This window comes from Sphingopyxis sp. Q841 (assembly GCF_052384365.1).
Lineage (GTDB): Bacteria > Pseudomonadota > Alphaproteobacteria > Sphingomonadales > Sphingomonadaceae > Sphingopyxis > Sphingopyxis terrae_A.
The window spans coordinates 813,305-836,719 of record NZ_JBQSUM010000001.1; the positions used below are offsets into that span (position 1 = coordinate 813,305).

Annotated in this window: 16 protein-coding genes; 4 read left to right on the top strand and 12 right to left on the bottom strand. The window is 67.1% G+C overall.

Going from position 1 to position 23,415, the window contains the following annotated elements:
* Positions 1–46: 46 nt before the first annotated feature.
* Positions 47–709 carry a hypothetical protein gene (locus tag ACT17R_RS04035; protein ID WP_062900650.1) on the bottom strand — a complete coding sequence of 221 codons (663 nt, stop codon included), beginning with the start codon at positions 707–709 and terminating at the stop codon, positions 47–49.
* Positions 709–918 (bottom strand): helix-turn-helix transcriptional regulator, encoded by a 210-nt coding sequence (locus ACT17R_RS04040; protein WP_003040449.1) that lies wholly within the window; start codon positions 916–918, stop codon positions 709–711. The genes ACT17R_RS04035 and ACT17R_RS04040 overlap by 1 nt, the downstream gene beginning before the upstream one ends.
* A 178-nt stretch (positions 919–1,096) precedes the next feature.
* On the opposite strand from ACT17R_RS04040, the gene ACT17R_RS04045 reads away from it, so the two are divergent.
* The 3 genes from ACT17R_RS04045 (at position 1,097) to argJ (ending at position 5,312) form a co-directional block, all read left to right on the top strand.
* On the top strand, positions 1,097–2,410 hold the full coding sequence (locus ACT17R_RS04045; protein ID WP_062900651.1) for a M20/M25/M40 family metallo-hydrolase: 1,314 nt from the start codon (positions 1,097–1,099) through the stop codon (positions 2,408–2,410).
* Between the two features lie 92 nt (positions 2,411–2,502).
* Positions 2,503–3,942: an aldehyde dehydrogenase family protein gene (locus ACT17R_RS04050; protein ID WP_058813093.1), complete on the top strand. Its 1,440-nt coding sequence runs from the start codon at positions 2,503–2,505 to the stop codon at positions 3,940–3,942.
* A 137-nt stretch (positions 3,943–4,079) separates the two neighbouring features.
* Positions 4,080–5,312, top strand: a complete 1,233-nt coding sequence (gene argJ / locus ACT17R_RS04055; RefSeq protein WP_444809022.1) for a bifunctional glutamate N-acetyltransferase/amino-acid acetyltransferase ArgJ — start codon at positions 4,080–4,082, stop codon at positions 5,310–5,312.
* 365 nt (positions 5,313–5,677) lie between these two features.
* On the opposite strand, the gene trxA is transcribed toward argJ, so the two are convergent.
* The 9 genes from trxA to ahcY form a co-directional block, all read right to left on the bottom strand.
* Positions 5,678–5,998, bottom strand: a complete 321-nt coding sequence (trxA, locus tag ACT17R_RS04060; protein ID WP_003040459.1) for a thioredoxin TrxA — start codon at positions 5,996–5,998, stop codon at positions 5,678–5,680.
* A 41-nt stretch (positions 5,999–6,039) separates the two neighbouring features.
* Positions 6,040–9,507 (bottom strand): double-strand break repair helicase AddA, encoded by a 3,468-nt coding sequence (addA, locus tag ACT17R_RS04065; RefSeq protein WP_444809023.1) that lies wholly within the window; start codon positions 9,505–9,507, stop codon positions 6,040–6,042.
* Entirely contained in the window at positions 9,504–12,464 is a 2,961-nt protein-coding gene (gene addB, locus ACT17R_RS04070; protein WP_444809024.1) for a double-strand break repair protein AddB, read from the bottom strand. Before addB ends, addA begins: the two co-directional genes overlap by 4 nt.
* A gap of 124 nt (positions 12,465–12,588) precedes the next feature.
* Positions 12,589–13,308, bottom strand: a complete 720-nt coding sequence (locus tag ACT17R_RS04075; protein ID WP_186402609.1) for a nucleotidyltransferase family protein — start codon at positions 13,306–13,308, stop codon at positions 12,589–12,591.
* 4 nt (positions 13,309–13,312) lie between these two features.
* Positions 13,313–14,305 carry an aminoglycoside phosphotransferase family protein gene (locus tag ACT17R_RS04080; RefSeq protein WP_444809025.1) on the bottom strand — a complete coding sequence of 331 codons (993 nt, stop codon included), beginning with the start codon at positions 14,303–14,305 and terminating at the stop codon, positions 13,313–13,315.
* Positions 14,290–14,739: a tRNA (adenosine(37)-N6)-threonylcarbamoyltransferase complex ATPase subunit type 1 TsaE gene (gene tsaE / locus ACT17R_RS04085; protein ID WP_062900655.1), complete on the bottom strand. Its 450-nt coding sequence runs from the start codon at positions 14,737–14,739 to the stop codon at positions 14,290–14,292. Before tsaE ends, ACT17R_RS04080 begins: the two co-directional genes overlap by 16 nt.
* Complete coding sequence (locus ACT17R_RS04090) at positions 14,736–17,084, bottom strand: PAS-domain containing protein (RefSeq protein ID WP_444809026.1); 2,349 nt, start codon at positions 17,082–17,084, stop codon at positions 14,736–14,738. The genes tsaE and ACT17R_RS04090 overlap by 4 nt, the downstream gene beginning before the upstream one ends.
* A gap of 188 nt (positions 17,085–17,272) precedes the next feature.
* The gene (locus ACT17R_RS04095; protein ID WP_444809027.1) at positions 17,273–20,350 is read right to left on the bottom strand and encodes a TonB-dependent receptor domain-containing protein; all 3,078 of its coding nucleotides are present in this window, start codon (positions 20,348–20,350) and stop codon (positions 17,273–17,275) included.
* A 158-nt stretch (positions 20,351–20,508) separates the two neighbouring features.
* Positions 20,509–21,945, bottom strand: a complete 1,437-nt coding sequence (ahcY, locus tag ACT17R_RS04100; RefSeq protein ID WP_444809387.1) for an adenosylhomocysteinase — start codon at positions 21,943–21,945, stop codon at positions 20,509–20,511.
* A gap of 432 nt (positions 21,946–22,377) precedes the next feature.
* Between ahcY and ACT17R_RS04105 the strand changes: the two genes are divergently transcribed.
* A complete protein-coding gene (locus ACT17R_RS04105) occupies positions 22,378–22,773 on the top strand; it encodes a hypothetical protein (protein ID WP_003040480.1) in 396 nt (131 codons plus the stop codon).
* A 25-nt stretch (positions 22,774–22,798) separates the two neighbouring features.
* On the opposite strand, the gene ACT17R_RS04110 is transcribed toward ACT17R_RS04105, so the two are convergent.
* A complete protein-coding gene (locus ACT17R_RS04110) occupies positions 22,799–23,413 on the bottom strand; it encodes a YqgE/AlgH family protein (RefSeq protein ID WP_444809028.1) in 615 nt (204 codons plus the stop codon).
* Between the last annotated feature and the right edge of the window lie 2 nt (positions 23,414–23,415).

Below are 23,415 nucleotides of genomic sequence, written 5' to 3' on the forward strand. Positions count from 1 at the left end.
CGGCTTGGGGGAGCTCGGACGCCCTTCCCTTATCTGCTACCTGCGCTCAGCGCATCATCAGGCCGCGGCGACCGATCGCCACAAAGGCCCCGACAAGCATCATCGCCGCCAGCGTCGTCACCACGTCGATCGCGGTGAGCGCCGGTCCGAGCCCTAGAAAATCGGCGGCGCCCCAGAGGGTGAGCCCGATCCAGCTCAGGCCGAAGGCCCAATAGCCGCCTTCGATGCCCAATTGGCGGTTAAGCTCGTCATATTGCCACCGCCACGCCCAGCTCGCCGCGACACCGCCCGCAATCACGAGGGCCAGCACCGCCGCGGCCGCCTGCGCCGGAACGGGTCCGGTCGGAAAGGAGGGCGTGCGTGCGAGCGCGAGCGCAAGCAGTGCGGCCCCGATTGCGCCCATGACGATGACCGATCGCCCCATGCCCGCGCGCTCCTCGCGCAGTTCGTCGGCATCGGCGACGTTGAGCAGCCTGGCGCCGGTGCGCGGCACCGCCAGCCCGAAGCCGACAAAGGCCGCCATCAGGAGATAGAGGATGGCGACCCCGGCCAGCGCAACGCGCGATCCGCCCATCGCATCGATGAAATCGGTCCCGGCGACATGCATCAGCCCGGCGACCGTGCCCGCACCGACGATCGCGCCGACCAGCGCCCCGATCCCGCTCTTCTTCCACGCCGCAGCGCTATGTCCGGCCACCATCTTGTCCATCACTCGTCCTCCGGCATCCAATGATCGATAAACAGCTCGCGCACCTCCAGCCCGAACAGCCGGGCCATGCGCAGCGCGAGCGGCAGGCTGGGATCATATTTGTCGGTTTCGACGGCATTGATCGTCTGCCGCGAGACGCCGAGCCGGCGGGCCAGTTCGCCCTGGCTCCACCCCGCCTGCTCGCGGCAATCCCGAACGCGATTTTGCAATGACCATCCTTTCAGCCTGTCAGACACTCTTTACAGACGCGAAACATATGCTGTCAAACACTCTTTACAGGTCGTGCTCGAGATGGGGATCGGCAAGCGAGCGAATATTGCCGGGCGCGATGGCTTGCGGCGGCGGCCTTCAAGCGGCACAAGGGCGCCGACAAAGGAGATTGTGCAGATGAAATCAGCCCGCTTCGCCGCGTTCGCCGCCCTTGCCGCGCTCGCGCTCGCCCCGGCCGCGCATGCCAAGCTGAGCCCGACCGAAAGCCGGATGGCCGAAACGGTAAAGGCCGAGCAGGAACGGTCGATCGCGCTGCTCGAAAGGCTGGTGAATCAGAACAGTGGTACGTTGAACCTCGCCGGGGTCGAAAAGGTAGCCGAGATGATGCGCTCCGAGCTCGAGCCGCTGGGCTTTACGGTCACCTGGAAACCCACGCCCGAGACGAAGCGCGCCGGCCATCTGATCGCGGTGCACAAGGGGCGTGCCGACGGCAAGAAGATGCTGCTGATCGCGCATCTCGACACGGTGTTCGAACCCGACTCGCCCTTCCAGACCTTCACGCGCAAGGGCGGCTGGGGCGAAGGCCCCGGCGCGGGCGACGACAAGGGCGGCATGGTGGTGATCGTCGCGGCGCTGCGCGCGATGAAGGCTGCGGGCACGCTGAAAGACGCCAATATCGAAATCCATATGACCGGCGACGAGGAAGACGCGGGCGATCCGATCGAAAAATCGCGCGCCGACCTGATCACCGCGGGCAAGCGCAGCGACATCGCGCTCGATTTCGAAGGACTTGTCCGCGACAATGGCGCCGATATGGGATCGATCGCCCGCCGCAGTTCGGAAAGCTGGACCGTCACCGCGACGGGCATGAGCGCCCACAGTTCGGGCATCTTCAGCGCCGAGGTCGGCGACGGCGCGATCAACGAGCTGGCACGCATCATCCGCGATTTCCGCACCCAACTGCCCGAACCCAATCTGACCTTCAACGTCGGGCTAATCGCCGGCGGACAGGAAGCGACGCTCGACACCGGCGGTATCCGCGCGACCGCAAACGGCAAGACCAACATCGTCGCCCCGATTGCGGTGGCGCGCGGCGACCTGCGCACCCTGTCGCCCGAACAGTCGGCGCGGGTGAAGGACAAGATGGCGGCGATCGTTGCGCGCCATCTGCCCGGCACCGATGCGAAGCTTGCCTTCGACCCCGGCGCCTATCCGCCGATGGCGCCGACGGCGGGCAACAAGGCGCTGCTCGACCGGCTCAACGGCGTGAACCGCGACATGGGGCTCCCCGAAATGGCCGCGCTCGATCCGCTTAAACGCGGCGCCGGCGACATCAGCTTCGTCGCCGCCGATGTCGATGGCCTTGCCGGGCTCGGCACCTATTCGACCGGCGATCATGCGCCCGGCGAAAGGGTCGAATTGTCCAGCATCGCACGCCAGGCGACGCGCGCTGCGATACTCATGTCACGCATAGCCGCTGAAAAGCGCTGAGCTGGAAGAAATCGCAGCCGACCGCGCTTGATTCGCGCGGCACAGTGATTAGGTAGCAATCCGAGACGGAAGTTTCCGCCGATGGGAGAAAGATGATGAGCGATACCGAAACGCACCTGAAACAGAATTACATCGGCGGCAAATGGGTCGACAGCAAGGGCGGCAAGCTGCACGACGTCATCAACCCGGCGACCGAGGAAGCGGCATCGACCGTCGTGCTCGGCACCGCGGCCGACGTCGACGATGCCGTTGCCGCCGCCAAGGAAGCCTATAAGACCTATTCGCAGACGACGCGGGAGGAGCGCTTGGCGCTGCTCGGCCGTATCGTCGAGGAATATAAGAAGCGCGGCGCTGATCTCGCCAAGTCGATGGCGGCCGAAATGGGCGCACCGGTCAGCTTCGCGGGCACCGCGCAAGTCGGCGCCGGCATCGGCGGCTTCCTCGGCACGATCGAGGCGCTGAAGAATTTCGAGTTCAGCGAACAGCATGGCGCGAACAAGGTCGTCTATGAACCGATCGGCGTCGTCGGGATGATCACCCCCTGGAACTGGCCGCTCAACCAGATTGCGCTCAAGGTCGCGCCCGCGCTCGCCGCCGGCAACACGATGGTGCTGAAGCCGTCGGAAGAATGCCCCGGCAATGCCGTTATTTTCGCCGAAATCCTCGATGCGGCAGGCGTTCCGCCGGGCGTGTTCAACCTGGTTCAGGGTGACGGCCCGACCGTCGGCAATGCGATCAGCGCGCATCCGGGGATCGAAATGGTGAGCTTCACCGGATCGACCCGCGCTGGCATCCTCGTCGCCAAGGCGGCGGCCGACACGGTCAAGCGCGTCCATCAGGAACTGGGCGGCAAGTCGCCGAACATCGTCCTGCCCGACGCCGATCTGGCCCAGGTCCTGCCCCCGACGGTGCAGGGCGTGCTCGTCAACACTGGTCAGAGCTGTATCGCCCCGACGCGTATTCTGGTCCACAAGGACCGCAAGGAAGAGGCCGTCGGCGTCATCAAGGCGATGTTCGACGGAACGCAGGTTGGCGATCCGGCGCAGGAAGGGGGTCATATCGGCCCCGTCGTCAACAAGGCGCAGTTCGAAAAGATCCAGGGCCTGATCCAGTCGGCGATCGACGAGGGCGCAACGCTCGAAACCGGCGGCACCGGCCTGCCCGCGAACGTCAACCGCGGCTATTTCATCAAGCCGACCGTCTTCTCGGGCGTCACGCCCGACATGCGGATCGCCAAGGAAGAAGTGTTCGGCCCCGTTGCGACGATCATGGAATATTCCAGCCTCGACGAAGCGGTCGATATCGCTAACGACACCGAATATGGCTTGTCGGCCGTGGTATCGGGCGATCCGTCCAAGGCCGCCGAGGTGGCACCGAAGCTGCGCGCCGGCATGGTCGCCGTCAACGCCTGGGGCCCCGGACCGGGCGCGCCCTTCGGCGGTTACAAGGCGTCGGGCAATGGCCGCGAAGGCGGTCTGTTCGGACTCAAGGACTTCATGGAAGTCAAGGCGATCAGCGGCATCCCGGCGTAAGCCGGACGATCCTCCTTGTGGCGACGCCGCGGGGAGGACGACCGCCGGGAAGCGCTCGTCGCTGAACTCCGGCAGCAAAGCCCCTTCCGTTCGCGGGAGGGGTTTTTCTTTGCCCCCCCAACGGCTATGCGCGCGCCATGACTGATCGCTCGCCGCTCGCGCCCGCTGCCTTCCCCGCCCTGCCCGAAATCGCCGGGGTGACGCGCCGTATCGCGCGCGCGCACTACAAAAATTGGGACCGCTGCGACCTCACCTATGTCGAACTGGCGCCGGGTACCGTCGTCGCGGGCGTGACGACGCAGAATGTCTGCTGTTCGACCGAGGTCGAAATGTGCCGCGAGGGCATCGCGCACGGCCGCGCCCGCGCGCTGATCGTCAATGCGGGCAATTCGAACGCCTTCACCGGCTATCGCGGACGCGAGGCGGTCGAGCAGATCGTCGATCAGGTCGCTGCGCATCTGGCGTGCGATCCGAGGGAAGTCTTCGTCTGTTCGACGGGCGTGATCGGCGTGCCGCTGCCCAAGGACAAGGCGCACGCCGGCGTCGCCAAGGTCATCGGCTTCGACACGCCGAGCGCAAGCTGGGAAGAAGCGGCGCAGACGATCACCACCACCGACACCTTCCCAAAGGGCGCGGCGGCAAGCGCGGTCGTCGGCGGCGCCACGGTGCAAGTCGCGGGGATCGTCAAGGGATCGGGGATGATCGCGCCCGACATGGCCACGATGCTCGGCTATATTTTCACCGATGCCGCGGTGGCGCCTGATCTGTTGCAAGCGATGCTGAGCGAGGCGACCGCGGGGAGTTTCAACGCGATCACGGTCGACAGCGACACGTCGACCAGCGACACGGTGCTGTTGTTCGCGACCGGGCGGGCGGGCAATCCGGTGCTGACGACGCGCGACGATCCGGGCGCCGACGCGCTTTATGCGGCAATCCAAAGCGTTGCGCTCGACCTTGCGCAGCTTGTCGTGCGCGACGGCGAAGGTGCGTCGAAATTCATCGAAATTACGGTGACCGGCGCGGTCAGCGATGCCAGCGCCAAGCGCGTCGCGCTGTCGATCGCCAATTCGCCGCTGGTCAAGACCGCGATCGCGGGCGAGGATGCCAATTGGGGCCGCGTCGTGATGGCGGTGGGCAAGGCAGGCGAACCTGCCGACCGCGACCGGCTGGCAATCCGCTTCGGCGACCATTGGGTCGCGAAGGACGGGCTACCCGTCGACGGCTATGACGAGGGCCCCGTTGCGGCGCATCTGAAGGGCCAGGACATTCGCGTCGGCGCCGACCTCGGCCTCGGCGACGGGCGCGCGACCGTTTGGACCTGCGACCTGACCCACGGCTATATCAGCATCAACGCCGACTACCGGAGTTGACCGCGATCTTTTAGGTCCGCCCCCTGCGCGCAATCAGGTGCGCCGACCACAGGAGGCCGTCATGGTACGGCAAAAAGACTTCGCCGACCTGCCTTGCTTTCGAGATCACCTCGAAGCGGCGTAAGAGTTACCCGTCCGAAACGCAGGTCAAGCGTGGTCATCACTTCGTCCGCGGCGATATCGAACTTATCGAAAAACTCGGCCGAAAAGCCCCGTGCCCATGCGGATCAGGCCAGAGGTTTCCGCAATTTCTGCCTCGCTTCGGGCCGGTTTCGATGGCTCCGAACGACACGGCTATTGGCGTGACTGACCGATAGAAGGCTCCCCCAGACACCGATCACTCGGCGTCGGGGGGCTGGCTAAAATCAAAGCGCGCCTTCGAGCCAGCCCTTAAGCGCGCTCTTCGGTGCGGCGCCGACCTTGGTGTCGGCGATCTGGCCATTCTTGAACAGGATCATGGTCGGGATGCCGCGCACGCCATATTTGCTCGGCGCGTCGGGATGGTCGTCGATGTTCAGCTTGGCGATCACCACCTTGCCGGCGAGTTCGTTCGAAATTTCTTCGAGCGACGGGCCGATCATCTTGCACGGACCGCACCATTCCGCCCAGAAATCGACGAGCACGGGGGTGTCGCTGTCGAGGACATCGGCCTGAAAGCTGGCGTCGGTGATTGCCTTGGTTGCCATCGTCTGAACTCCTGAAATTCTGAAAAATCGTTGATGCCAAGCTAGGACGTCGGGGCGCCCGGCTCAAGAGGCGGCGGCGGCAAATTCGCCTTGGCGGCAAGCAAGCCGGGCTTGTGCGGTGCCAGCACGGCATCGTCGAGCGCGATGAGGCGCGGCCCCGCCGTATAGAGCAGCGCCGTTTCGACGCGCCGGCCCGGAAAGATGACCGCCAGCGCATCGCGATAGGCCGCCATCTGGCGCAGATAGGCGGGCGCGACATCGGCCGCGCTCCCGGGTATCCGCCGCCCGGTCTTGTAATCGATCACTGTCACCGCGTCGCCTGTCACGCGCAGCCGGTCGACGATCCCCGCCACGACCATGCCGTCGACCACCGCCGAGAGCGGCACTTCGGCCAGACTGTCGGGGCCGAAGAGTGCGGCGTGCGCCGGATCATCGAGGATGGCGAGCACCTCGTCCGCCATCGCCATACGCGCCGCATCGTCGAGCGTCGGTGCCTGCACCGCGAGCCAGCGCAGCGCCGCCGCGCGCCGCCTATCGGTCGCGACCGGCGGCAGGCGTTCGAACAGCGCGTGGAGCAGCAGGCCGCGCGTCACCGCCGCGACGCGCGCCGCCCCCTGCGGCGGCACCGCGACATCGTCTTCGCCCAGCGCCGAGGGCGCGAGCGGACGCGGCGGGCGCGCCTCCTCGGGCGCCGTGGCGTGGGTCCAGGCGGGCAGCGCGAGCGGCGGCGGTGCGGCGCGCACAGCCGCATCCTTGCGCGCCCATTTGCCATCATTGACGCGGTGGACACGGCGGCGGCCCCACAGCGGCCCCGCATCCTCCCAATCGCAACCAAGCCCCTCCAGCGCCATCGCGGCCGCGCTGTGCCAGCTTGTCTCGGGCACCGACAGGTCGGGCTTTTTGGTAACGCCCGCGACGATCAGCATCTCTTCGGCGCGGGTCATCGCGACGTAGAACAGCCGCCAATGCTCCTGCGCCGCGGCATCGGCCGCGTCCTGATAGGCCTGCGCCAGCGCACCCTGCCGCTCGTCGGCGGGCATCGCGAAGACGGGCAGCTTTTCCCAGGCGGCGACATCGACGGTGAAGGGACGATGACCGATCGCGGCATCGTCGGTCGCATCGGCGAGAATGACGATCGGCGCCTGCAAGCCCTTCGATCCGTGCACCGTCATCACGCGCACGACGTCGCTGCGCGCTTCGGTCTGCCGCTTGATATCGGCGCTGCTGCCCGCGATCCGGGTCAGAAAGCCGAGTAGCGACACGGTTTCGCGCGCCTCGAACGCCAGCGCCTGGCTCAGCAGTTCGTCGATCGGGTCGCGCGCCTCGCGCCCCAGCCGCGCGTACAGCTTGCGCCGTCCGTCGATCGGCCCTGAGAGGATCGTTTCGAGAAAGCGGAAAGGGGTCGTGAAATCGGCCATGCCGAGCAGTGCGCGCAGCGCCGCCATCGTTGCGGGCGGCATAGTCTCCTCATGGGAGCGCAGATGTTCCCAGATGGCGGCGCGGCCGCGCTTTGCCGTACGCGCGTAAAGCTCGTCCTGCGTCCAGCCGAGCAGCGGCGACACGAGCAGCGCGGCGAGGTTGAGATCGTCGAGCGGCTGCACCGCGAAGCGCATAGCGGCGATCAGATCCTGAACCGCGAGCGGCTGGGTCAGCGCGAAGCGGTCGACGCCCGCGACGGGGACGTGCAGCGTCTGAAGCCGCGCGACGATCCGCGCCGCCAGATCGCGGCGCCGGCGTACGAGGATCATGATATCGCCGGGCGCCACGGGGCGGCCATCCTTGCCGTTCGCGATCCAGTCCTGCACCTCGCCCGCAATCGCCTTGGCCAACCGCATCGAGGCAGGATCGGATGCGGGGGCGCTGCCGCCCCCCTCGTCCCCGCCGTCCTCCGCGGCTGCGGCATCGATCGCCTTGCCGACGGGCAGCGGCGCCCAGAGTTCGACCTGGCCGGCCTGCGCGCTTCGAAACGGACGGTGTGGCGGCTCTTCGCCGTCGAGTCCCATCGCTATCGTCCCGCCGTCGCCGAGCCAGCGGTCGACGACGTCGAGCACCGCGGGCGTCGAGCGATAGTTGGAAACGAGATCGACCTGGCGGAAGGGCTGGCCGCCCATCTCGCCCATCGCGTGGAACATGTCGCGCGCGTTCGCGAACGCCCTGGGGTCGGTGCCCTGAAAGCCGAAGATCGCCTGCTTGCGGTCGCCGACCGTGAACAGCGTCCGCAGCCGGTCGTCCTTCGCGCTGACGCCCGCGAAAAACTCTTCGGCGAGCGACACGACAATGCCCCACTGGCGCATGTTCGTATCCTGCGCCTCATCGACGAGGATATGGTCGGTGCGCTGATCGAGCTTGAAGCGCACCCATTCGCCGAAGCTGCTGACACGCAGCAGCGTCCCGGCGAGCGTGATGAGATCGTCGAAATCGGCAAGACCCGCATCGCGCTTGGCGAGCGCATAGGCTTCGGCAAAGCGCGCGCCAAGCTTCCACCCCGCCGCAAGATCGTCGGCGACGCGCATCGCGGTCGCCGTCGCGCGCAGCCGCCCGGCGGCATCGACGATGCGCACCGCGCTATCGGCACAATCGGTCATCCGGCCCTTATCGCTCGCAAAATCTGCGCGCAGCTCGCCCTTGCCGGTCAGGAAACAGCCGAGCAGTTCATCGAGCATCGCGGCGCGCGCCGAGGCCTCGGCGATGAGCCAGCCGACCATCTTGTCCGAACAAGCCTCGCCGGTCTTGGTACCCCACGCCGCCCCGCTGGTCGCGACCGCCTTGATATCGGCGTCGGAAATCGCCCCGCCTGCAATTTCGGCAGCGAGCCACGCATCGGGATCGCCGCCCGGCAGGTCGAACGCCGCGCGCAGATCATGCGCCGCGGGCGGCAACGCAGCGCGCGGGCCACCGAAGACCGCGGCGCAGCTCGACAGGAAGGCAAGCGCGGATTCCTGCCCCAGCCGCCGCGACAGCATCGCCGCAACCGCCCGCAGCGCCTCGCGGTCGGGATCATGCTCGAGCAGATCGCCGAGTATCTGCCGCTTCAGCGCCGATGCTTCATCTTCCTCGATAGCGCGAAAGCCGGGAAGCAGCTTTGCCTCGAGCGGAAAGCTGGCGAGCAGGGTCTGGCAGAAGCTGTGGATCGTCTGGACGCGGATCGCGCCGCCGGGGCTGTCGATCACTGTCGCGAACAGCGACCGCGCACGCGTCATCAGCCCCGGCCGCTCCCAGTCGAGCCCCAGCGCGTGGAGATCGAGCCGCAGATCGCCGTCGCTCATCCGCACCCAGGTCGCGAGCCGTTCGTGGATGCGGTGCGCCATTTCGGCAGCGCCCGCCTTGGTGAAGGTGATGCACAGGATCGCCTGCGGCGAAACGCCGTCCAGCATCAGCCGCAGCACGCGCGCCGACAGCACCTGCGTCTTGCCGGTCCCCGCCGATGCGCCGAGCCAGACATGGCTTTCGGGATCGGCAGCGGCACCCTGCCGCGGGTCGAGGATGGCGAGGCCGGCGCTCTTGCTCACAGCCCGTCCTCCCCGCGCCCGAACCATTCGTCGCGGCGCATGAGCTGGTCAAAATCGCCATAGCCGCGGCCCTCGCCGGGCAAGAAGGGCGCGTCGCCGAGCAAATAATCGCGCGCCAGCCGGGTCAGCATGTCGGCGGCATGGTCGATCGCCGCCTCGGCGGTCTTGAGCGTGCTGCGCGGGCCATAGCTGTTCGAAATCCGCCCCGCACCGTCGGCGCGGCGATCGGGACGCAAGCTCCAATATTCGAGCGCCACGACGGGGGCGGCATCGATACCCTCCATCGCCCCTTCGCGCGCAAGCAGGCCGAGCAGCCCGAGCTGATTGTCGAGCCCGTCGGCGGCGGCCTGCGCGCTCGGCGCGCCGCCCGATTTATAATCGATGATGGCAAGGCCATTGGGGCCGCGGTCGATGCGGTCGGCCTTGCCATGCAGCGTGATGCCGTCGTCGGTCCGTTCGCCCCGCGCCTCGACTGCGACCGGCTTGCGCTCGGCGTCCCAAACCTGCTCCGCAGCCCAGCGCAGCGCGGGTGCGATACGCGGCAGCCAGAAGGCGCGCGCAAGCCCGTCGAGCGCCGGATCGGCGGCGAGCGCGGCCAGTTCTGCCTCGAACGCGTCGCGCGTGGCGCCGCCGCGCACCCAATCCTCGAACAATTTATGCACCCGCGTGCCGCGCCAGCGCGGATCGGGAGCGGCGCTCAATGGATCGAGCGCCGAAAGGCCGAGCATCCGGTCGGCATAAAAGGCAAAGGGATCGCGCGCGAGCTTGTCGACGCCGGTGACGCTGATCCGGCGCGGGCGGTCGGCAGCGGGCGGCTGCGGCGCCGGACGACCGGCGGGCTGCGCGCCGCCCGGCGGCAGGTCGATTTCGGCGGCAAGGCGCGTGAGCGGCACCCCGCCCGGTGCGGGTTCGGGAAGCTCGCCCGCAAGCGCCGCGAGCCGCAGCCAGAAGCGCGAGGCGACGGCGGGATCGCCGCCGCTGCGCTGCGCGCGCGTGACGACGATCTTTCCGGCTCCGAGCGCGCCCGCGAAATCATGCGCCGCCATCCCCTGCTGCCGTTCGGGCGCGGCAAGACCGAGCAGACGGCGGATACCGGGCGCGAGCCACGGGTCGGGTTGCGTCGCGGCGGGCCAGCGCCCTTCGTCGAGTCCGCCGAGAATCATCAGGTCGGCCCGCTGCAACCGCGCCTCAAGCAAGCCCCAGATGAACAGGCGCGGATGCCCGCCATAGGGCGGACGCACGCTCGCTTGCCCAAGCAATTGCCCGAGCATCGCGGGAAAATCGGCAGGATCGACAAGCGCCGGCCCGGCGCCGCGCGCCAGCGCCCACTGGTCGAACAGTTCGGCGAGCATCCGGCCCGCCGGCCCCGCCCACACCGCGTCGCCCGCCAGCCATTCGGCAGCGCGCTGCAACGCCGCGAGCAGGTCGGCGGGCGGCGCCGGCCCGGCACCAAAGGGCACGAGCGCGGCGGCGAGTTCGGTCGAAACACGCGTCCACCAGGGCGCCATCTGGACCACAATGGCATGACCGCGCGCCTTGGGATCGGCAGCGCGCGCCGCAATGCGCGCGCTCACCCCGTCCCATCCCGGAAGCAGTCCGGGCTCACGCAGCGTCAGGTCGAGCCGCCGCACCTCGTCGAGCCACATGGTGCGCTCCCCTCCCGCGCGCACGAGCGGATGGCCGAGCAGCGCCACCAACGCGACCGGATCGAAGGCGGCAGCCAGGTCGGCAAGCAGCAGCAACAGCGCGCCCGGCGCGGTGCGCGACAGCGGTTGGCCGGCGCTGTCATCAACACTGATGCCCCAGCGCGTCAGCGCGGCGGCGACGCGCTCGGCGAGCGCGCGGTCGGGGGTTAGGAGGGCGGCCGTGCGCCCCGGCGTCTCGATCGCCTCGCGCATCAGCAGGGCGATTCCCTGCGCCTCCTGCCCGTCGTCGGCGAAGACGGCGCCCGACAGGCCGGCAACCGCCGCCGACAGATCGCCCGCCGCCTGCCACTGGGTGCTGTAGTCCGCGGGCGCGAAGAGCAGCGACGCGAAGGGCGTTCGCGCTTCAGGGCCATCGTGCGGCGATGCGGCATCCCATGGCTGCACTTCATCACGAGCAACGCCCATGCGATCGAGCAGCAGCTTCAGATGATATTGCGGATGCGTTTCGAGCGGGCGCCGATCGTCATCTGCATCGGGCCGCGTCGGGCCGAGCGCATCCCATTCATCCGCCGCCATCACCTGATCGAGCCCGGGCAGCACGACCATGCCGCGCGTCATATCGGCCACGGTGCGGAGCAACCGCGCGATGGCAGGAGCAGCGGTGGTAACGCCCGCCGCGACGACGAAGCGCGCCGGCGGCGCCGCACGCCATCCCGCGGCAACGCGATCGAGAAGCAAGTTGCGGCGCGCCGCGCGGTCGATCGCGCCGGTCCTGGCAAGCGTGGCCGGCCATTCATCGACCAGCAGCCGCAGTCGCGATAGCGACGCCCGCCAATGGTCGGCAAAGGCGCCGAGATCGAGGTCGACGAGCGCCGAAACCGGCACCTCTTCATAATGAAGCTGGTCGATCACGCGGCCGAGTCCGTCGGCAAGCTGGAACGCCGCCGCGCCGGTGATTGCCGGTTCGCCCGGCGGCGTATGCCGCTCGATGAGTTCGGCGAGCAGCAGGCGCCGGTGCAGCGGATCGATAGCAGGCGGCAGCGGATCGTCGTCTATCGCATCGAGCGACAGCGCGACCGATTCGTCGAGATCGGTATCGCCGATCACCGCCAGCCGCGGCATGAGAAGCCCCTGCCCGCCCGCGCGGACGAACGCCGCCTGCACCGCGCTGCGCGCCCGATTGCTCGGCAGCAGGATCAGGCCGTGCGCCAATCCCAGTGCGCCGTCGTCGAAGCGCGCGATTATCCCGGCGGCGAGCGCGTCGGCGAAGGCCCGATGAATCGGGATGGAATAGAGGGTGGGTGTGGACATCTCCGTCATTGCGAGCGCAGCGAAGCAATCCAAGGCGGCTTACGCAAGCTCTGGATTGCTTCGCGCAGTTCGTCCCGAGCGCCTGCAAAGCAGTCGAAGGGCTCGAAATGACTGCGGAAAGGAATCAAACCTCGCTCAGCGCCGCTTCGGTCGGTGCAATGCTGGCGGGGGTGCCGACGTCGAACCATTGCCCCATGTGCGACAGGCCATAAAGCCGCCCCGCCGCGATCGCGCGGTCCCACAACAGGTTCGTCGAAAAGGGCCCTTCGGGCGCGCCAACGAGCAGGCGCGGCGAAATGAGCTGGATTCCGGTATAGACGAAAGGCGCGACACGGCCGGGCTTGCGCCGCGACAGCTTGCCGCCCGGGTCCATGTGAAAATCGCCCTTGCCACCGTGTCCCGTCGCACTCGCTTGACGGATTACGAGGAGCAGCGCATCCATCCGATCGCCGTCCCAGTGGCGCGCCAGATTACGGATGCTGTCCTGCGGCCCGTCGGTCCAGATATTGTCGCTGTTGACGACCAGGATCGGATCGCCCTTGAGCAGCGGCAGCGCCTTGACCATGCCGCCACCGGTTTCGAGCAGTTCGCCGCGCTCGTCCGAAACCGCCAGGGTAAAGGATCGCTTCTGCTTTGCGAGATGCGCCTCGAGCGCGTCGGCGAGATAATGGACGTTGACGACGACATGGCCGATCCCCGCCGCCTCGATCCGGTCGAGGCTATGGTCGATCAGCGGCTTGCCGGCCACGCGCACCAGCGGCTTGGGCCGCGTCGCGGTGAGCGGGCGCATCCGCTTGCCGATCCCCGCAGCCATCACCATCGCGCTTTCGATCGTCGCGCTCATGCCGTCACTCGCTCCACGCCGCCGCGCGCTTGGCGGCGGGCACATTGTCGTCGAACCATTTTTTGACCGGTGCGAGCACCGGATGCGCAAGGTCGCGTTCGAGCAGACCCCACATGCGCGGCTGGAACTGGCGGTATCCGGGCTTGCCGTCGCGCTTCCACAAGCGCACGAAAACGCCCAGGATGCGCGTGTTGCGCTGCGCCGCGAGCGCCCAATAGGCAGCGCGGAACGCCGTGCCCTGTCCCGTCGCAGCGACATAGCGATCGAGCATTGCCGCCTCGACCATCGGGGTCACGTCGCGGCGCGCGTCCTCGAGCACCGAGGCAAGGTCATAGGCGGGATGGCCGACCAGCGCGTCCTGAAAATCGAGCAGGCCGAATTGTTCAATGCCGCTGCGTCCATCGACGAGCATGATATTTTCAGCATGAAAGTCGCGCAGTACGGTGACACGCGGCAGGCCGTCCTGCTCGACGGGCGCCAGCGTCGCCTGCCACGCCGCGCGAAATCCGTCGCGATCGACGGCAAGGTCCAGCGCGGGGCAGTACCAGTCGGTGAACAGCATCACCTCGCCCAGCCATTGTTCGATGCCGTGGACGGGCAGCCCCGGCATCGCGGGGCGCGCGTGCAGATGGACGAGCAGGTCGGTGACCCCGGCGTAGAATTCGGCCTCCGCCGCCGGGCGCGCGTCGAGCGTTTCGCGCAGCCGCACGTCGCCGAAATCCTCGATCAGCAGCAGGCCCCGCGCCAGATCGAGGGCGAGGATCGCGGGCGCGGTCATCCCCTGTTCGCACAGCCATTCGGCGACCGCGATGAAGGGGCGCGGGTCTTCGTGCGGCGGCGGCGCATCCATCAGCACCGCCTGCCGCCCCTCACCGACAACGCGGAAATAGCGGCGGAACGAGGCATCGCCCGCGAGCGGCAGAATGCGGGCATCGCCCCAGCCATGCGCGGCAAGAAAGGCGGGCGCATGGTCGGGAGGAATCATCTGAGCGGCCATCGCGCTTCCCAAGCGGGCGGCACCGCCGCTGTCAAGACGCGCGCATCGCCCCCTCCCGAAATCGTCAGCGCCAGCGCGTCGGGCCATGCCTGGGCGCCCAATCGTTCGGGCCATTCGATCAGCAGCGCGCCGTCGTAGAGATAATCGTCGAGGCCGAGTTCGATCAGTTCATCCTCTCCGTCGATGCGATAGAGATCGACATGCGCGATCGGCAGATCGACTTCGGGCGGGGCGTAGGGCTGGACGATCGCGAAGGTCGGGCTCGGCGCCTCGCCCGCCAGACCGCGCGCTTTGAGCATCGCGCGCGCCAGCGTCGTCTTGCCCGCGCCGAGGTCGCCCGACAACAGCACGACATCGCCGGGCCTCAGCGCGGCGCCGATGGCGGCACCGATGCGATCGGCGTCTTCGAGATCATAGGCGCAGCTGAAGCTCATCCGCGCGGCAGGGTGACGCGGACCAGCGTGCCCTGTCCCTTTTCGCTGAGCACCTCCATCGTGCCGCCGTGCGCGGCAACGAGCTGGCGCGCGAGCGCGAGGCCGATGCCGCCGGTCTGCGTACCCGCCTGCTGCCCCTTCATCACCGCGGCGACCGCATCGGGCATGCCGGGGCCGTTGTCCGACACGACGATCTCCACTCCGCGCGCGTCGCCGTCGGCGTGGAGCAGCACGCGCCCGCCGCTGCGCTTGGCCGGGGCGGTAAAGCGGATCGCATTGTCGAGCAGCCCGCCCACGACCCGCGACAGGCGCGGCGCATCGCCTTCGATACTGCCAAGATTGTCGGACAGATTGCCGACGAGTTCGATGTTTTCGGTCTCGGCGAACGGAGCCGCGTCGGCGAGCGCCTTGCCGAGCAGCGCGCGGACGTCGACCGGCGCGCGTTCGACCGCCAGCGTCCCCGCCTCGCCCTGCGCGAGGTCGAGCACATTGTCGATCTGGCGGCCGAGCACCGCGACCGAATCCATGATCGCGTCGACATAGGAACGCGCGGCAGGCGGAAGTTCGCCCGCATAACCCGCCTGCAGCATCTCGCCGAAGCCGCCGATCGAGGTCAGCGGCGTGCGCAGTTCGTAACTCATCCGCGACAGAAAGGCGGTTTTGACCTTGTCCGCCGCTTCGAGCGCCTCGTTGCGTTCGCGCAGCGCGCCCTCCATCTTCCGGCTGGCGGTGATGTCGAGCATGATGAGCAGCGCATTGCCGTCGGGCAGCGGGATCGAGGCGAAATCGAAATGGCGCCCGTCCTTGAACCGGATTTCGCCCGCGCGCTGCGTCCGCTCGAGCGTCGCGGCGCGGATCACTTCCTGGACGATGCTGATCTGGTTGGGCTTGGCGAGCCGGTCGGCGAGGCCGTTCATCAGCACATCGACGCGCGGATGCGCCGCAAGGGTCGATTCATCGACGCCCCACAGGCGGCGGAAGCGCTGGTTCCACAGATGCAGGCGGCCATCGGGAGCGAAGACCGCGATCGCCTCGAACAGATTGTCGAAGGTTGCGGTGCGCACGCGCAGCAACGTGTCGCGCGTCGAGGCCAGTTGCACCTGCTCGGTGCGATCCTCGGCGATCAGCAGCAGGCCGCCGTCGGGGGTCGGCTGGGCGACGACGTGCAGATGGGTGCCGTCGCGCAGGCGCCATTCCTCCTCGCTCGCGTGCGGCAGCGCGAACCAGTCGACATGCGCCTGCCGCCATTCGGGATAGTCGCGCACCTCGGGCGTCCGGCCGCCCTCACGCCATGCATCGAGCAACCGCGCGAGCGCCCGGCCTTCGGACACATCTTCGGCCGTCACGTCGAACAGCCGGCGAAAGGGCTGGTTCGCAAAGACAAGGCCATGATCGGGGCCGAACTGTGCCACTGCCGCCGACAGCCGGTCGAGCAATTCGCGCTGCGTATCGACGAAGCGGCGGTGCGCGCCGCGCTCGCTCTCCAGCTCCTGAATATCGATCGCATAGCCCGCGATGCCGATGACGCGGCCGCCCTCGGGCGCCAGCGGCACGTCGACGACCCGCATGATCCGGCGCTCGCCCTCGATCGTCACCGGGACGGTGCGCATATGCGCCGAGCCCGCGGCACGCGCCGCTTCGGCCGCGTCAGTCGCGCTGACCCCGGCGATCGGCTCGCACAATTCGGTGCCATCCTCGATCACCCGCGCCGCACTTTTCGCCTCGACCGCCCGGACATAGGCGGTGTTGACGAGCGCGAGGCGAAGATCGGGTTCGCGGAACCACATCGGAAACGGCGCCGCCTCGATCAGTCCCGACAGCGCCTCGAACGCCGCCATCGCCTCGTCGCGCTCGATCCGCGCCTTGGCGAGCGATTGCTGGCCGTCGGTCGCATCGCTGAGCCACAGCAGAACGCTGCCCGGTCCGCCGACCGACTGCGGCGCCGCCACGCCCTGACAGACGATCGTACGGTTGCTGCCCTGCGGACGCAGGCTGAGCGTGAAGGGTTTGGCACCGCGCTGGGCGCCGAGGATCGCCTGGCGCAGCGCTTCGTGCGCCTGCGCGTCGAGCCCGGCGCCGAGTCCGCGAAGCTCGTCGAAACTGCGCGGTCCGGCATCGAGCCCGAGCCAGCGGCCGAGCCGCTCGCTCGCCTCGATGCGCCAGTCGCCGCGCACCACGACGGGCAGATAGGGCGACGCTTCGAGCAGGCTGGCGAGGCGTTCGGTCTGCCCGGCGACGAACGCCGAGCGCCGCTGCATCGCAACCCCGCGCCCGACCGCCCACAGCCCAGCGACCAGCCAGAGCGCGGCGAACAGGCCGAGCGCGAAGAGCAAGCCCGCGCTCATCGGCACGGGCATCGCGCCGATCGAAGCAAGAGGACGACAGGGACGCCGGATATCATCCGTCTGCCCCTATCGACTGCGCAGCCTCTATTCAATCGTCCGCCGCACAGGCACGGCGGAACAGGACGCCGGAAGGCCTCGTCCGGTCGAATATCCCCCGCACCCCGCGCGGATTGCGCGCCGGTACGCGGTCAGAATTTTGCCGTCGCCGATGCGCGGAAATAGCGTCCCAAAATGCCCGAATAATAGGTGATCGTGCCATTGGCCGCCGGCGCCGGGAACGGCGGTTTTGCGTCGAAGACATTGTCGACGATCAGGCGCAACGAAAACTGCTTCGACACGTCGACGCCGAGCGAGGCGTTGAACAGCCACCACGAGCCGACACCGCTATATTCCAGCGCGTTGGGCGCCGCGTCGGCGTTCCACACACTCTTGCCATAATATTGCGTTTGCCAGAGCAGATTTACCGGGCCGCGATCGACCGTGACATTCGCGGTGAACGAATGTTTGGGATTGCCGATTTCGCCGCGCGCGGTGTCGATATCGCCGGTTCCGACGCGCGTTTCGAGCTTGTCGAGATAGAAGTAATTGAGCGACAGGCCGAGCGCCGTGTCCGCCGCAATCTCGCGCCGATAGGCGATTTCGGCGGTCAGGCCGCGGAAGTCCATCGACGCCGCATTGGCATAGCCGGTGCGCACGAAAGTCACTTGCCCGCCCGGATCGCGGTCGATCTGGCGACAAACCGCCGCCGGATAGGCGACCGCATCATAGCAAGCGTCGAGCGTCTGGCCGGCACCGAGCAATATTATCGCATCGCGCAGCCGGATATCGACCCAGTCGGCGGTGATCGTCAGACCAGGCACGAAGCGCGGGCGGACAATCGCGCCGACGGTCCAGCTGTCGGCGCGCTCGTTCTTGAGTGCGGCATTGCCCGAAACCGAGATCGGCGCCGTGAATCCGACGATGTTCGACGTGAAGGCATCGGGGTTCGCTATCCCCCCGGCAATGCAGTTTGCGCGCCGCTGCGCCGGGTTCGGTCCCGAATTGACGAAGCGGCGATCGCACGGATCATTGGCCGTCGCAAAGGCCAGCGACGTCGGGCTGAAGCTTTCGGTGATCGCGGGCGCGCGCACCGAGCGGGTGAAATTGCCGCGGATCGTCACATCGGCGACCGGCGACAATCGTCCGCCCGCGGTCCACGTCCAGTCGCCCCCCGCTGCCGAATGATCGATATAGCGCGCCGCGCCGTCGAGTTCGAACGCATTGACGAAGCTGTCCATCCCCGGCGTAATGACCGGAATCTTGAGCTCGCCGGAAAATTCATTCGTCGTGAAGCTGCCCCGCACCGGATCGATCGGGATGCTGCGGCCAAACGGCATCCGGAATCCGCCCCCGACATCCTCGCCATAATAATAGGCGCCGGGGTCGAAAGCGGTCTTCTCGTGCCGATGTTCATAGCCGAGCGAGGCGATGACATCGCCGCCGGGCAGCTGGAACAGCGGCCCGTTGACCGACGCGCTGAGCACGAACTGCGAATTGGTCGCGGTCGGATCGGCGATCGTCGTCACATAATCGAGCGCAGCCTGGCTGAAGCGGCCGACACCGAACAGGTCGAGCGGCGCGCAGGTGGCATTTAGCGTCGCGATGTTCGCGTTGCTGTATCCGGGGCGGCAGATGATATTGCCGTTGGCGGCACCGCCGCCGAACACACCCTCATCGACGGCATCGACCGCGTTGAGGAAATTCTGCTGCACCAGCACACGTTCACGCCCACGCGTTTTGGAATGGCCGTAGTTGGCCGAGACATCCCATTTGTAGATCCGGTCGCCGACGCCGAGTTCGCCGTCGAGCCCGGTGACGAAGCGATAGAGTTCGACCGTCGTGTCGGCGCGGCCCGTCGTCAGGTCGGTATTGGCACGGGCCATCAGAAAGCTGTCGGGAGCCGTCGCAAAATCGGGATTGCCGTCGCCGTCGGCATCGATCGGAATCCCGCCGAGCAGACCATAGGCGGCCAGATTGTCACGGATTGTCGCCCGGTCGGCGTCGTTCAGATAGGGATTGTCGAGGCTGAGCACCAGATTGCCGTTCGGCGACGTTCCCGGTCCGGCCAGCGCCGTGTTATACAGCGGCTGGGCCGCGATGTTCGTCCCTTTGCTGTGCGCATACCAGCCCTCGCCGAACCAGCGGACCGTGTCGCTCAGGTCGAAACTGCCGAGCGCGGTTGCGAGATAGCGGTCATTGTTCGTCGAGAGATTGCCATAATCTTTCGTCGCGAAGCCGTTGCCCCCCGAGCTTTCGAACAGGCTGCCCGTGCGCGTCCCGAAGTCGAGCGGGACGAGCCGCCCCGCGTCGTTGAACGTCAGGACATTGCCCGATGCATCGAAAATTCCGCCGAATTCGGGAATGCTGTCGAAGGCGAGCGGCACGCCGCTGTTGGTGAAGACATTCAGCCGCTGGTCGTAATAGAGTTGCTGCTGAAAGGGAGATGCCGGATCGGCGGCGGTCGTAAAAAAGGGGCCGGCGGCGCTCGTCAGAAAGCGGTCGCCCGTGGTGAGGCCGCGCGCGCGATTCCATTCGCCGCTCAGCGTGATATGGCCGCGCCCGCCCGCAAAACCGGCGCCCCAGATGCCGCTGATGCGATAATCCGGTGCGTCGCCGCGCTGCGACACGCCCGCCTGGCCTTTGAGTTCAAGCCCGTCGAAATCCCGTTTGAGGATGATGTTGACCGTGCCCGCGATCGCATCGGAGCCATATATGGGCGCGCCGCCGACCGCGACCGTTTCGATGCGATCGACCAGCGTTTCCGGGATGACGTTGAGGTCGACCTGACTGCCCGGCCCCACCGGCCCGAATACCGAGGCGGTATTGGACGACACGAAGCGCCGGCCGTTCACCAGCGTCAGCGTGCGCTGGCTGCCCAGCGAAAAGAAATCGACGAAGGTCTGGCCCGAACCGAAGGGGCCTTCCTGCGCACCGACATTGCTGTTGCCGGGAACGCCGAAGGCGGCAATTTCCGACAGCGCCTGCGCGACATTGGTATAGCCGCGCCGGTCGATCTGGTCGGCGGTGGTGACCAGCGTCGGCTGGATCGTGTCCGCATCGGTGCGCGCGATGCGCGACCCGGTGACGATGATCTGTGCACCGCTGTCGGCGTCCGCCGACGCATCGGGCGCAACATCCTGCGCCGCAGCCGGTGTAGCCGCCGCCAGAATAGCCAGCGCGGACAGGCCGCCATAAAGCCCTGCTCGCATCGCGCGCACGGTAATCATTCCGGGAACTCCCTCGTTTAAGCGATGCCCCCCGGCCGCACCAAAATATGAATCGAGCGAGCGGTGCCCCGAACCCCCAAAAGCAAAGGGCCACGCCCCCATCCGGTCTCCGGACGGCAGCGCGACCCTACAGTCTGCTTATGAAAAATTTGTAACGATCAGTAACGATAATGATCGGGCTTGAACGGTCCTTCGACCGGCACGCCGATATAATCGGCCTGCTTCTGCGTCAGCGTCGACAGCTTCACCCCCAGCTTTTCGAGGTGCAGCGCCGCGACCTTTTCGTCGAGATGCTTGGGCAGGACATAGACGTCGTTCTTGTAATCACCGGCCTTGGTAAACAGCTCGATCTGCGCGAGCGTCTGGTTGGTGAAGCTCGACGACATCACGAACGACGGGTGGCCCGTCGCACAGCCGAGGTTCACGAGGCGGCCCTTCGCCAGCACGATGATCTGCTTGCCATCGGGGAATTCGACGAGGTCGGTGCCCGGCTTCACTTCGGTCCACTTGTAATTGGCGAGTCCCGCGATCTGGATTTCGCTGTCGAAGTGGCCGATGTTGCAGACGATCGCCATCGGCTTCATCGCCGCCATATGGTCGGCGGTGATGACGTCGGCGTTGCCGGTCGCGGTGCAGAAGATGTCGGCGCGGGCGACCGCTTCGTCCATCGTGACGACTTCATAGCCTTCCATCGCCGCCTGCAGCGCGCAGATCGGATCGATTTCGGTAACCAGCACGCGCGCGCCGCCGTTGCGGAGCGAGGCGGCCGAGCCCTTGCCGACATCGCCGAAGCCCGCGACGCACGCAACCTTGCCGGCCAGCATGACGTCGGTCGCGCGGCGGATCGCATCGACCAGGCTTTCCTTGCAGCCGTAAAGATTGTCGAACTTCGACTTGGTGACGCTGTCGTTCACGTTGATCGCCGGGAAGGGCAGCTTGCCTTCCTTGGCCAGCTGGTAAAGGCGGTGGACGCCGGTCGTCGTTTCTTCCGACACGCCCTTGATCGCGCGCACGCTCTTGGTGAGATAGCCCGGCTTGGCGGCCAGAAATTCCTTGAGCGCACGGACAAATTCGACTTCTTCGGCGTTGGTCGGCTCGAACAGCGGCTCGCCGGCTTCGACGCGCGCCCCCCACAGCGCGAACATCGTGGCGTCGCCGCCGTCGTCGAGGATCATGTTCGCGGTCTGATCGTCGCCCCAGTCGAAGATCCGGCCGACATAGTCCCAATATTCGGCGAGGCTCTCGCCCTTCACCGCGAAGACGGGCGTGCCGCCGGCGGCGATCGCGGCGGCGGCATGATCCTGGGTCGAAAAGATGTTGCAGGTCGCCCAGCGCACCTCGGCGCCCAGCGCGGTCAGCGTTTCGATCAGCACCGCGGTCTGGATCGTCATGTGCAGCGATCCGGTGATGCGCGCGCCCTTCAGCGGCTGCGCCGCACCATATTCGGCGCGCAGCGCCATCAGGCCGGGCATTTCAGTTTCGGCGATCGCGATTTCCTTGCGGCCGAAGTCGGCGAGGCCGATGTCGGCAATCACATAGTCGGCGGCGCCGTCCTTGGTCTTCGCCGCCGCGATTGCGGCATTGGCGGCGGTAATGGTGGCATTGGCTGCGGTGGTGGCCACGGGGGAGTCTCCATATTGGCGAGTACGGCCGCAGGCGAGCGGCCCCGAATTGTCGAGCAATTATGTTGCGCGCCCTAATCGAAAGCGCGTCGCCATTCAAATATAAACTTTTCTTTATATCTGCAAGGCGCGGGTCGCAGTCGAACGCGGCGCAGGCACGATTCGTCCTCCGCCAAACGCGAGGCAGCGCAAAATAAATTTCGGGCGCGCGCCAATGTTACAACCCGCGGGGCGCAATTGTGACACAGCCTTGCAATGGCCAACTTCCTAAGAAATTTGCCTTATAATACGCCTTGCGATGAGTATAATCCGTCTATGTGACACCAATGTTACATAGCCCGCGATTCATTGACTTTTATCCCCACAAACGAGAAAATAGGTCAAAGTTTTCGGGGAGATACCTAGATGAAAAAAATTCTGCTCAGCCTGGCTGCCCTGGCCGTCGCGTCGCCGGCGATGGCTCAGTCGATCGTCGTCACGGGCACCGAGGACAGCGCCTCGACGCCGCTGTCGGTTGCCTTTGAAGAATTACAGGCGGGCGAAAACAAGGCGGCAGTGGCCAAGCTGACCGACGGCCGGGTCGATGCCCGCGATCCGTCGCGCCTGATCAATCTGGGCACCGCCTATGCCCGGCTTGGCCGCACCGCCGACGCCGCGACCGCCTATCGGTCGGCGATCGACAGCCCGATCCGCTACGACCTCGAGCTTGCGAACGGCGATTTCATGGATTCGCGCTGGGCCGCCCGCACCGCGCTCGCGCGGCTTGACCAAGGGCGCCCGCTCCTCGCCCTCGCGCACTGACGCAGCCGATCGACGGGCGGCGATCCTACGCTTCGCCGCCCTCGACCGTCAGCAGGCGCGCATCGATGCCGGCTTCGGCAAAGGCTGCCTGCCACCGCTGCGCCGGCGGCGTGTCGAACAGCAGCGCGTCGCTGCCGGGCGTCAGATGCCAGGCATGGCGCACCATTTCCTCTTCGAGTTGCCCCGGTGACCATCCGGCATAGCCGAGCGCGACGAGCCATTGCGACGGCCCGCGCCCCTCGCCGATGGCGCGCAATATGTCGTGCGAGCTCGATATCATCCAGCGCCCCGACACCTGCACCGCGCCTTCGCCCGACCAGTCGCGGCTGTGGAGCACGAAACCGCGCGACGGTTCGACCGGTCCGCCCAGAAAGACCGGCTGATCGAGCGGAGCGTCGTGCGCGATATCGAGCTGATCGAGCACCGCACCGACGGTCATGCCGTCGATCGGATCGTCGATGCTGATCCCCATCGCACCATCCTCGTCGTGGCTGATCATCGCGATGACGGAGTGATCGAAACGCGGATCGCCGATGCCGGGCAGGGCGAGCAGCAATTGGCCGGTGAACCAGGTCGGCGCCTTTTCCATCGCCCCATCATGGACTGCCGGGCGCGCACGGTCCAGCGTCTTTGCGGCCATAT